Consider the following 12,581-nt stretch of genomic DNA (forward strand, 5'->3'; position numbering starts at 1 on the left):
CAATAACGCACCTTATGCGAGGGATGGGATCAAAAGTGCGATCGCGGCAAATACTCACATAGTAAAAGGCCAGTATAATAACAGTAGGTCTATTTACGAGAAAAGCGAGTATGCGACAGTCAGCTTCAGACTCTCAACAAAACCTTGCTCAAAAAATTGAAAAGTGGAAAGCTGGGCTGGCTGACTTAGGACGACGAAATCCTCTCATCAAATTTCGGCAAGATAGTCCTCGAATATTAGAAATTTTGACAGAAGAACCAGATGGTATCTTCAAAAATCTGACAAAAGACAAGAAATCGCTTTATTTTCAAATCCTTGATAGCGAACATCAAGATATTATTCAGTCCAGAAATACAAAGGCGTTATCAGCACAAAGAAATCCTCTTGAATTAATTACTCGTCAAAGAGGCAGTGAACAACTAAAACGACTGAATAAATTGCGTCTTGAATCACGACGCTCATTTGAAGAACGAGGGGTAAACAGCCTATTTATAGCTCTTGGAACGTTGACTTGGTATGACAAGGACAAGGATAAGCCAGAGGATGTTTTGGTATCACCACTAATTTTAGTTCCTGTAGAGTTAATTAAAGAACCTAGACGAGATGTTTATAAAATATCTCTATTAGATGAAGATGTTGTATTAAATCCAACGCTGACACAAAAGTTAAAGCAAACTTTTGGGATTGAGCTTCCAGAAGGAGAAGCTATACAAACACTAACTTATGACGAAATTATTGCTGAAATTGAGGAGCTATTAGCAGAACAAAAGACATGGCAAATTAAAGAGAACGTGTTTCTCTCACTATTCTCTTATGCCAAAGCTGCAATGGTTCGAGATATTATCGAAAATGAAGCTCTAATTTTTGACCACCCAATTTTACAAGCAATTAGTGGCGATTTAACTACTTATCAGTTTAATTATAGAGAACCTCTACCTGCATCTGCCCTAGATTCACAAGTTAAACCTGAACGAATATTTCAAATTCTTGATGCTGACTCTAGCCAGCAAGTCGTGATTGAAGCAGCAAAATCTGGTTCTAGCTTTGTTGTCCAAGGGCCACCAGGAACGGGCAAAAGTCAAACTATTGTAAATATAATTGCTGAACTGGTTGGCAATGGCAAATCAGTTTTATTAGTTGCAGAAAAAGAAACAGCGCTAAGTGTGGTTTATAAGCGCATGGTTGAATGTGGTTTAGACCATATATGTCTTAATCTCCACCATAGTGGAACAACAGATAAGCGGGAGCTTGTAAATAATTTATCAAGAACTATTGAAGATGTTAAACAAATTTACGGTGTAGAAAATTATCACGGTTTGTTTGAACAGCTTGTTTCGACTCGTCAATCGCTAAAATTATATCTGACAAGTTTACACGCTAAAGAACAACCTCTAAATAAATCACCTTTTGAGATATTTGGTGAGCTTTTGAAAAAAGAGCGTGAAGCAGTTCCCAATATTAATGTCATATTTTACAACTTTAGCCAATGGAATGCTAGGAGATTACAAGAAGCAGAAGATTTATTAAATCAATTAGCAAAATTTCTGCCTTTCTTTAAAGGAGAAAAAACAACTATCTGGGCAAAAAGTTCTCTAAATTCTTATTCTTATGAAATGGAGTTGCAAATTATACAAAAAATAGAGGAATTTCAGGAAGCAATTTTTTCAGTCAAAAACATTAATCAAGAATTACAAGAGGCTCTCCAAGTTCAACCTTTATTGAATTTAGAGTCTTTAGATAAGTGCTATCCAGCCATAGACTACATACGAAAAGCTCCACCTAATTTACCTGATAACTGGACTGGAGTAGATATATCAGTTGCTCAGTATGCTTTCAGTATTCTAAAAACAGACGTTCAAGAGATTGAAAAAAATAAGCTTTCCCAAGAAACGCAAAATTTGCTGGCTCGGCTTTCTTCATTTCTGCCATTTTTAAGAGGAGAAAAAACAACTATTTGGGCACAAAGTACTTTAAATTCCTACTCTGATACACTGGAATTAGAAATAAATAATAAAATTAATAAATTTCAACAAGCAATTTCTGGGATTCAGACAGCTAGCCAACAGCTTAAAACAACTCTTAATATTCAGCCTTTCTTGAATTTGGGAGATATAGAAATTTGCATTCCTGCTCTAAAACATATATTGCAATCTCCATCTAATTTACCCAATAATTGGACTGAATCAGATATTTCAATGGCTCAGAGTGCCTTCAATAAAATGAAAGCAGATATTAAAATTCTGGGAGAAAATGAACCGCTTTTAAAACAAAAATATCATTCTGAATTATTCTCTTCAGAATTACCTGCTTTAGCTAATAGATATCAGAAATATAGTCGCTTTTGGCTGATTAGAATTTTTAACTCCAGATACAGGCGTGATGTCAAGCTTTTGAAGAAACTAAGTACTAGAAAGGGACAAGTTTCTCACAACGAATTAAAACGCGATTTGGCGCAAGCCGTTCAAATACAAGCTGCACGAAACGAACTATATCAAAGCAATTACCCAGCACGTCAAGTTTTTGGCTCTTTATTTAACCCGGAAGTTTCTAGTGAAGCAGAGTTAAAAGAAATCGAACAAGCTTTAAGTTGGTTGACTGGCTTACAGAAGTATTCGCTTCCTGCTGATTCAGTCCAGCAGCTTCTAAATTCTCCCTCTGGACGACGCGAATTGGCTGAATTAGTTAAGAAGCTTGAACCCCTTGCTGAAGATATTAGCCAGGGTATGGATTTCTTATTTTCATACTTTAATGAGAATGATATTGTTGGGCAATATCAGCCTCATAATCAAATTTTATTTACAGAACTAGCAACTTTTCTAAACCTAGCTCAATCCGATTTATCCAATTTCCGCCAATGGCTGACATATAAAGAAATATATGGACAGCTAGAGAGTTTAGAAGTTCAAAGATTCTTAAATGCATTGCGCGACAACAAACTTAATCCTATTGAGTTGGTAAGAAATAAGTTACGTCATATTGACTACCAGCCTCGTCAGGTTTTTGGATCTTTATTTAAGCCGGAAGTTTCTAGTGAAGCAGAGTTAAAAGAAATTGAACAAGCTTTGAATTGGTTGATTGGCTTACAAAAGTATTCGCTTTCTGCTGATTCCGTCCAGCGCGTGATAAATTCTCCTTCTAAACGGCGCGAACTGGCTGAATTAGTTAAGAAATATGAGTCAGTCCACTACAGTATTAGGCAAGGATTAGATTTCCTGCTATCACACTTTGATGAAAGTGACATCACAGATTCTTACTTACCTGACAATCAAATTACTTTTGTCGAGATAGAAAGATTCTTAAACTTGGCTCAATCAGAACTGCCTTATTTTCAAGAATGGCTGACTTATAAAGAAACTTATCAGAAACTCGAAAATCTCTGTAATAATAAGTTTTTAGATGCTTTACGTGACAATAAAATCAAACCAGAGCAATGGTTACCAGTTTTAGAAAAGCGAATTTATCAAATATGTCTTGATGCTATTCTTGCTAAAAAACCTGAATTAAAGAATTTTAACCCAGAAGTACATGAACGACAAATAAAGGAGTTTTCTAAACTAGATTTTAATCAACTAAATAATGCTAGAGAACGTCTAAAACAACTTCATGTGCAACGCTGGCAAAACTGGGAAAAGACTTCACTCGCTCTAGCTGAATTGCCAAACTTGAAAAAAGAAGCGAATAAGAGAAGCCGACATTTACCCATTCGTAAACTCCTCAATGATACACAAAAGGGAATACCAAATATTGCTAAAAACTTAAAGCCTTGCTGGATGATGAGTCCACTTTCTGTTAGTCAATATATCAATCCAGATGTAGTTCATTTTGATGTTCTCATCTTTGATGAAGCATCTCAACTTCGGACTGAGGATGTTGTTCCTTCAATTATCCGTTCTAATCAAGTGATTGTAATTGGGGACAATAAACAGCTTCCTCCCACATCATTTTTTGCAACCAGAGATAGCCAAGAAGATATCGATGATGAAGATGATGCAAGCTATGAAAGCGTTTTAGATGAATGTTCCAGGTTTATGTTTGGACGCACACTAAAATGGCACTACCGCAGTCAAGATGAGCGTTTGATTGCTTTCTCCAACCATCATTTTTATGACGACAATTTAGTTACATTTCCAAATCCAGTTCAAAATTCAGATTTGGGGGTATCGTTCCGACACGTTCCTGATGGCGTTTACGATCGCAGTGGACGCACAGATAATCGACGCGAGGCTCAAGTCGTTGCTCAATTAGCATTGGAACATTTTCAACGATTTCCCGAACAATCCCTTGGTATTATTGCCTTCAGCGAAGCTCAAGCCGATGCGATTCGGGAGCAAATTGAAATTTTGGGGAAAGATCAGCCGAATCTGGAAACATTTTTCAGTGATAACTCACCTCAGTTTTTTCTCAAAGCACTAGAAAACGTTCAAGGTGATGAGCGAGATGCAATCATACTCAGCGTTGGGTATGCTCGTGACGATCAAGGTAAGCTTTCTCTCAACTTTGGCCCCTTGAATCGGCAAGGTGGAGAACGACGGCTCAACGTCGCTGTCACGCGGGCAAAAAGTAAAATTACGCTTGTTTCTTCCATTGTGGCTGGTGACATCGACACAACACGCACGTCAAGCAAAGGCATGAAAGCACTGCATGATTACTTAGAATATGCAGCCAGTGGTGGAGTAATACTACAAGGTAACTCTTACACAGATAAGCTTCACTTTGACTCGCCATTTGAAGAAGATGTTTACCATACCTTAGTCCAGCAGGGATACACTATCCGCACCCAAGTTGGATGTTCAGGATACCGCATTGACCTTGGTGTAGTTAATAGCGATCGCCCTGGTGAGTTTTTACTAGGGATTGAGTGTGATGGTGCATCTTACCATAGTTCACCTACTGCCAGAGATCGCGATCGCCTCAGACAACAGGTGCTTGAAAGGCTAGGTTGGAAAATCCACCGCATTTGGTCAACAGACTGGTTTCGTAACAAACCTGTTCAAGTTCGTCTGTTGATAGAAAAAATCAAACAACTACAAGAAATCAGATAGAATCTCGTTTGCTAACAAAGATTCATAAATTGCATATATCTACATAAACCTCAACTTGGTTGAAACTTAGCTGTGGATTGTTTATAAACCATTTCCATTTTTAGCGTCGCACTTCTCAACATCTCTAAATATTTAGGATTATTCCAGAATTAATGATATTTTCTGTGATTTCAACAATTTGATAGTCTTTCTGTAAATCTTTTTTGAACTGATTGCGTGTTATTGTCGCATCTGTAATGCTAATACTTCCACTGCGCGATCGCCTGGTAATTGCCGCTATAATTTCTACACCAGTTATTGCAGCAATAAATGCCTCATTGTTGAGAGCCGGATCAAATAACCCCAAAACCCAAACTGATCCAGTTTCGCTAATATAACGCTTAACTAATGCGCTACTGTCTAGAAAATAAACTGCCATCTAGCGGCGTTCCTCAATGATACTTTCAGAAACAGGTTTTCCCTCAGCATGAATTAATCGTCGCTCAGTTAATGGCTCGTAAGTAGGATGCTTGATTTGTTTTACTAACCCAGAATCGATAAGGGCTTGATGAAATGCTACTTGCTTAACAGTTTCTTCTTTATCAACAAGATACTTTTGAATTGTCTGATTAAGCTGCTGAAGCTCTTTTATTTCAAGTGTCTCAAGCTGCTTAAGTATTTGGTTCAAAGTTTCTATTGCCATACTTGTATAATGTATATTTCTATTGCTGATGATTTTTCAATTATAAATCATAGCAAATTATCTAAAGTTGGTATGATTTATCAGTAAAATTAACTTTGTTTATAAACCATTTCCATTTTTAACTTCTCAATCTCTAATCTCAACTTGTCATTCTCCATCCTTAACTTAGCATTCTCCTCCCTAATCAACTCAATTTCATTTCTTTTACTCAACGCCTGATTAATCGCCAACTTCCGCATATCTAGCGAGAACCAACGCTGATAAGTTTGCGTGTGAACTTGCACACTATGCCCTAAATTATCCGCAGCAGCTTTAATTGGTATCCCTAAAATATGCGCCCGAATTGCCCAAGCGTGACGTAAATCATAGGGTTTAAAATCCAATCCTATCTTGCGAAACCACCAACTAACTCGCTGTGTTAACGCCGTTATCTCAGCATGATTAGTGTTATCTTTTTTAGCGATCGCACTCCCCAACATCTCTAAATACTTCGGATTTCTCAAATCAAAATCCTCAATCCATTGTCTATATAATGGTAATGCTTCTCTCTCACCAGTCTTAGAATCCTTATGAACTTTCCATGTCAAATCTAAATTTTCTTGACTCAACCACCAATCAAGATCGGGATTAATAAAAAGTTCCCGTGGTCGTAACCCAAAAACTGCTAACATTCCATACGTCCAGCGCCAAAGTTGCCAGCTATCTTGAACATTTTGATTAACTTGATTACCTCTGTTATTCAGGTAATCTTCAAACTTGAGAATTCCATCATATATTTCCGCATCTGTAGGTATATTACGGGAATTATTCTCCGGCATTTTGGAATATTTAGATAAATCGATGTCGATTTTAAATGTCATGCAAAATGCTGCGATCGCTCTAGTTGCATTATATTTAGCCCATTCTTTATCGATTTGCTCAATTGAACCGATCAGATTTTCCGCAGTTGCCAAATCTTGGGGATTAGTAAATCTTTTAGTACGGGAAAAGTAATAAAAGAAAGTATGTTCGCTTTTTGTTGTGCGTTTGTGAGTTTTAAAATACTCTTCTTCAAACTTTTCAAGTAATTCTCCTATAGATTGAAAATCTTTTTTAATTGCCTCATTTCCCAAATATTTATCATTCCATTCAAACGTTTTACGAGCAATTAACTTTCCTAATTCATACGCTTCTTCCTCAGCCGTCTTGAGTCCATCCAGGTTAGCGGGAATATTCAAACTGAGATTGTATTGCTTTCTCCCAGTACCGTTGCTATCTTTGTCTCCCGGTTTAATTGGTAACGTCGCCCGTAATTGCAGACTTCCATTCGATTCTCTAATTGTCACCTTTGCCTTTGCAGACTTCAAACGCAGATTAACTTTCTCTAATTCTAATAGTACTTTCGTTCTCATGTGTTCTTTTTGCTGCTGTGCTTGCAGAGATGAGCAAAAAAATGGGCGATTTTTTAATCGCCTTGGCTCAGGACAACATTTAGATGATGCGTGAGTCCTGAACCTGATTATGCATCGCTGTGTTTTTAGCCTATATTTAGGCTAAAAATAAATGTGTTCTCAGAAAACAATGTTTAGCAGAGACATTGCTTACTGCAAACATTAGGCTAGTGAAAAGAATTAAACCACAAAAAGGATTACTCCGGCCCTTATCACGGTTATGACGGCTTCGCCATCTTCGCTCGCGACATGGACTTGGCACTCAACAGCCCAACCTGGTCATTAATTGGCGCTCCTTGGAATGAAAAAGCTCAGGCTAAGAAGGCTGAAGCTAAGGCTAAGGCTGCCGTCTAAGGAAATGGGAGAGAGCGATAAGTAAGGATAACCTGGGGCTAAAACCCCAGGGGGGAGTTGGGAATCCAAAATTCAAAACTGAAAAATTAAAAATTTCTTTTGATTTTTGCATTTTGAATTTTGAATCATATTCCCATCTCCCAGCCCCGCCTCAAATCCTTATTCCTCAATCAGTAAAAGAATTCAGTAAGCTTGGAGATCCAGAAATGCCTCAGAATCCAGAAAAAATTCAAGATCACGTCGAGTTATTCCACCAACCTGAGTACCAACAGCTATTTGAAAACAAAAAGCAGTTTGAAAATGGCCACGATCCCGAAGAAGTAAAACGGGTTTCAGAGTGGACAAAGGGTTGGGATTATCGTGAAAAGAACTTTGCTCGTGAAGCTTTAACCGTTAACCCTGCTAAAGGCTGCCAACCACTAGGAGCAATCTTTGCTGCTGTTGGTTTTGAAGGTACTCTACCTTTCGTTCAAGGTTCTCAAGGTTGCGTTGCTTACTTCCGCACCCACTTAACCCGTCACTACAAAGAGCCATTCTCTGGTGTATCTTCTTCAATGACTGAAGATGCAGCCGTGTTTGGTGGTCTGCAAAACATGATTGACGGGTTGGCGAACTCTTACCAACTCTACAAGCCCAAGATGATTGCTGTCTGCACCACCTGTATGGCAGAAGTAATTGGTGATGACTTACAAGCCTTCATCAACAACGCTAAACAAGCTGGTTCAGTTCCTCAAGATTTCCCAGTACCTTACGCTCACACCCCTAGCTTTGTCGGTTCCCACATCACTGGTTACGACAATATGATGAAGGGAATTCTTTCTAACTTGACCGCAGGTCATAAGAAAGAAACCAGCAATGGTAAAATCAACTTCATCCCAGGTTTTGACACCTATGTAGGCAACAACCGCGAAATCAAGCGGATTGCTTCTTTGTTCGGCTTTGACTACACAATTCTAGCCGATAACAGCGACTACCTCGATTCACCAAACACAGGTGAATTCGATATGTACCCAGGTGGAACAAAGCTAGAAGATGCAGCAGATTCAATCAACGCGAAAGCTACGATCGCACTGCAAGCACACTCTACACCTAAAACCCGCGAGTACATCGAAAAAGAATGGAAGCAACCAACTTCAGTTTCCCGTCCTTGGGGCATTAAGGGTACTGATGAGTTCTTGATGAAACTCAGCGAATTGAGCGGTATCCCCATTCCTGAAGAATTGGAAATCGAACGCGGTCGTGCAGTTGATGCCATGACTGACTCCCACTCATGGATTCACGGCAAGCGTTTCGCTATCTACGGCGAACCAGATTTAGTATACAGCGTAGTTGGCTTTATGCTAGAAATGGGTGCTGAACCTGTGCATATCTTGGTTCACAACAGCAACGAAGTATTTGAAGCAGAAATCAAAGAATTGCTTGCTTCTAGCCCCTTCGGTCAACATGCAACTGTTTGGCCTGGTAAGGACTTGTGGCACATGCGTTCATTGTTGTTCACAGAACCAGTAGACTTCTTAGTTGGTAACACATACGGTAAGTACCTGTGGCGCGACACCAAGATTCCCCTCGTGAGAATCGGCTACCCCATCATGGATCGCCACCACCTACACCGCTATGCCACCATTGGTTATCAAGGTGTGATCAACCTCCTCAACTGGACTGTAAACACCCTGTTTGAAGAAATCGATCGCAACACCAACATTCCTTCTAAGACAGATATTTCCTACGACTTGATTCGTTAGAAATTGCGTAGAAACACAACGTGTTAATTAAAGGGTAAAGAAGGGGAGTAGGGAATAGGGAATAGGGAATAGGGAAATATTCAAACCCAATGCCCAATGTCCAATTCCCATCCCCAACTCCCCTTTTTCTTGATAGCATTTACCCAAGGAATTAATAAATGGAAACCATCAATCACACTCACGAACATACTCACACTCATCCTCATCCTAATTACCATCCACCTAACCAGAAAAAACGAGGATGGTTCCACAATCTTCTTAATCCGTTGCGTGGTGTAGTGGATGGAATTCAGGTTAAAAATAATCGCTTCGCTCATCTAATTTGCCAAACAATTCCTTGTTGTTGTCCCTTTGAGCGACAAATTAAATTATTTGGGAAGACTATTGATATTCCACCACTATGTAAACTCAATCCTTTATATGACGAATTTGTAGGATTGCGTTTCCGCGCTCTATCCTACCTCGCTGATGTATGTGGAGAGGATGTCACAAGATACATTTGCTAATTATTGAGCATGGGGCATTGGTCATTAGTCATTAGTTGTTAGTTATTCAAAGGACAAATGACAAATGACAAAGGACAATTAACAATTAAGAGAAGAGAGATGAAAAGCACCCAAGGCAAAATTAACGAGCTGCTGACTGAGACAGGATGCGAGCATAATCAGCACAAACAAGCGGAAAAGAAAAACAAATCATGCGCTCAACAGGCACAACCTGGCGCGGCTCAAGGGGGCTGTGCCTTTGATGGTGCAATGATTGCTCTAGTGCCGATCGCAGATGCAGCGCATCTAGTCCACGGGCCGATCGCCTGTGCTGGTAATTCCTGGGGCAGTCGTGGTAGTCTGTCGTCGGGCCCGCAACTCTACAAAATGGGCTTTACTACTGACTTGGGTGAAAATGATGTTATCTTCGGTGGCGAAAAAAAACTCTACAAAGCAATTCTGGAACTTCACGAGCGCTACCAACCAGCAGCAGTATTCGTCTATGCCACTTGCGTTACAGCCTTAATTGGTGATGATATCGATGCTGTCTGCAAAGCGGCGGCTGAGAAAATTGGTACTCCTGTTGTTCCCGTCATTGCTCCCGGATTCATTGGCAGTAAAAATCTCGGCAACCGTTTTGGTGGTGAATCTTTATTAGAATATGTTGTCGGCACAGCAGAACCGGAACATACAACGCCCTATGATATTAACTTAATCGGTGAATACAACATCGCCGGTGAAATGTGGGGAGTCACACCACTGTTAGAAAAATTAGGCATCCGTATTTTGTCTAAAATTACGGGCGATGCTCGCTACAATGAAATTCGCTACGCCCACCGCGCCAAGCTCAACGTCATGATCTGCTCACGAGCGCTGCTGAATATGGCGAGAAAGATGGAGGAGCGTTACAACATCCCCTACATTGAAGAGTCTTTCTACGGCATCGATGATATGAATCGCTGTCTGCGAAACATCGCCGCTAAATTAGGCGACGCTGATTTACAGGAGCGGACAGAAAAGCTAATTGCAGAAGAAACGGCTGCTTTAGATTTGGCACTGGCTCCTTATCGCGCTCGACTCAAAGGTAAGCGGGTTGTGTTGTATACAGGTGGTGTCAAGAGTTGGTCGATTATCTCGGCTGCTAGAGACTTAGGCATTGAAGTTGTTGCTACCAGTACTCGGAAAAGTACTGAAGAAGATAAAGCCAAAATCAAGAAGTTGATTGGCAACGATGGCATCATGCTGGAGAAAGGCAACGCTCAAGAATTGTTACAACTGGTTAAAGACACTCGCGCAGATATGCTGATTGCTGGTGGACGTAACCAATACACAGCTTTGAAAGCTCGAATTCCTTTCCTTGATATCAACCAAGAACGCCACCATCCTTATGCAGGTTATGTGGGAATGATTGAGATGGCGCGGGAACTGTACGAAGCTCTGTATAGCCCAATTTGGGAACAAATACGCAAACCCGCTCCTTGGGAAGAAGAGGAGGAAGTTTAATGGCGATCGTTACCGCTTCTAACAAAGCACTGACAGTTAATCCCCTCAAGCAAAGTCAAGCTTTGGGCGCAACCTTAGCCTTTTTGGGATTGAAAGGGACAATGCCCTTATTCCACGGTTCTCAAGGTTGTACTGCTTTCGCCAAAGTTGTCCTAGTACGGCATTTCCGGGAAGCGATTCCCCTAGCTACCACTGCGATGACGGAAGTCACTACTATCTTGGGTGGTGAAGAGAATGTGGAGCAAGCAATTCTGACTCTGGTGGAAAAGGCTAACCCGGAAATTATTGGTTTATGTACCACTGGGTTGACGGAAACTAGAGGCGATGACATTGAAGGTTTTCTGAAGGAAATCCGCGATCGCCATCCTGAATTGAATGATTTAGCGATCGTTTTTGCACCTACCCCAGATTTTAAAGGTGCGTTGCAAGATGGCTTTGCTGTCGCTGTAGAAAGCATAGTTAAGGAAATTCCTCGCGCAGGTGGACTCAGAACTGAACAAGTCACAATTTTGGCGGGTTCTGCTTTCACACCTGGGGATGTACAGGAAATTAAAGAGATAGTCACGTCTTTTGGACTAGTGCCGATCTTTGTACCTGACCTTGGCGCTTCTCTAGATGGTCACTTAGAGGATAATTATAGTGCGGTTACAGTCAGTGGGACTACCTTAAAACAGCTACGAGAAGTAGGTAGTTCTGCCTTTACCCTGGCATTGGGTGAAAGTATGCGGGGGGCTGCCAAGATTCTCGAAGAACGCTTTGGCACACCTTATGAGGTGTTTGGCGAACTGACAGGATTAGAACCAGTAGATGAATTTATCCAAGCATTGGCGATTCTGAGCGGTAACAGCGTACCCGAAAAATACCGCCGCCAACGTCGTCAGTTGCAAGATGCGATGCTGGACACTCACTTTTACTTCGGTGCAAAACGAGTTTCTCTCGCACTAGAACCAGATTTGTTGTGGTCAACCGTGCATTTCCTGCAATCGATGGGAGCGCAAATTCATGCAGTGGTGACAACCACGCGATCGCACCTCTTAGAAAAACTCCCAGTTAAAAGCATTACCATCGGCGACTTAGAAGACTTTGAGAGTCTAGCAGGCGGTTCTGATTTGCTGATTGGTAACTCCAATGTGGGTGCGATCGCAAAACGCCTTTCGATCCCTCTTTATCGTTTAGGATTGCCCATTTATGACCGCTTAGGTAATGGTCAATTTACCAAAGTTGGCTATCGAGGCACGATGGAACTTTTGTTTGGCATCGGCAACCTGTTTTTAGAGGCAGAAGAAGCGAGAGTTAAGCAGTTCCAAGAGTTCGGAACTGTGAGCGCAGAGTTTTGAATTCTT

The 12,581-nt window shown here is 40.6% G+C and carries 7 protein-coding genes and 2 pseudogenes; 6 read left to right on the top strand and 3 right to left on the bottom strand.

The features are described 5' to 3' along the window. Positions 1–110 precede the first annotated feature (110 nt). The gene (locus FD723_RS04255; RefSeq protein ID WP_179064226.1) at positions 111–5,042 is read left to right on the top strand and encodes a DUF4011 domain-containing protein; all 4,932 of its coding nucleotides are present in this window, start codon (positions 111–113) and stop codon (positions 5,040–5,042) included. Positions 5,043–5,166: 124 nt separating this feature from the next. Here FD723_RS04255 and FD723_RS04260 read toward each other — a convergent pair whose 3' ends face one another. From FD723_RS04260 to FD723_RS04270, 3 genes and pseudogenes are all read right to left on the bottom strand, one after another. Then, positions 5,167–5,460, bottom strand: a complete 294-nt coding sequence (locus FD723_RS04260) for a type II toxin-antitoxin system VapC family toxin (RefSeq protein WP_256875057.1) — start codon at positions 5,458–5,460, stop codon at positions 5,167–5,169. Continuing rightward, positions 5,461–5,724 carry a hypothetical protein gene (locus FD723_RS04265; RefSeq protein ID WP_179064227.1) on the bottom strand — a complete coding sequence of 88 codons (264 nt, stop codon included), beginning with the start codon at positions 5,722–5,724 and terminating at the stop codon, positions 5,461–5,463. An 89-nt stretch (positions 5,725–5,813) separates the two neighbouring features. Beyond that, positions 5,814–7,157 (bottom strand): annotated as a pseudogene (locus FD723_RS04270) (site-specific integrase); the annotation flags it as partial. A gap of 183 nt (positions 7,158–7,340) precedes the next feature. On the opposite strand from FD723_RS04270, the pseudogene FD723_RS44095 reads away from it, so the two are divergent. From FD723_RS44095 to nifN, 5 genes and pseudogenes are all read left to right on the top strand, one after another. After that, positions 7,341–7,508: pseudogene (locus tag FD723_RS44095) on the top strand (nitrogenase molybdenum-iron protein alpha chain); the annotation flags it as partial. Positions 7,509–7,714: 206 nt separating this feature from the next. Beyond that, positions 7,715–9,250 carry a nitrogenase molybdenum-iron protein subunit beta gene (gene nifK, locus FD723_RS04280; protein ID WP_179064229.1) on the top strand — a complete coding sequence of 512 codons (1,536 nt, stop codon included), beginning with the start codon at positions 7,715–7,717 and terminating at the stop codon, positions 9,248–9,250. Positions 9,251–9,408: 158 nt separating this feature from the next. Further along, positions 9,409–9,756: a Mo-dependent nitrogenase C-terminal domain-containing protein gene (locus FD723_RS04285; protein ID WP_179064230.1), complete on the top strand. Its 348-nt coding sequence runs from the start codon at positions 9,409–9,411 to the stop codon at positions 9,754–9,756. Positions 9,757–9,855: 99 nt separating this feature from the next. Then, entirely contained in the window at positions 9,856–11,238 is a 1,383-nt protein-coding gene (nifE, locus tag FD723_RS04290) for a nitrogenase iron-molybdenum cofactor biosynthesis protein NifE (RefSeq protein ID WP_114083659.1), read from the top strand. Continuing rightward, entirely contained in the window at positions 11,238–12,575 is a 1,338-nt protein-coding gene (nifN, locus tag FD723_RS04295; protein WP_163926946.1) for a nitrogenase iron-molybdenum cofactor biosynthesis protein NifN, read from the top strand. Before nifE ends, nifN begins: the two co-directional genes overlap by 1 nt. Positions 12,576–12,581: the final 6 nt, after the last annotated feature.

Origin of the sequence: Nostoc sp. C052, assembly GCF_013393905.1 — a bacterium.
GTDB lineage: Bacteria > Cyanobacteriota > Cyanobacteriia > Cyanobacteriales > Nostocaceae > Nostoc.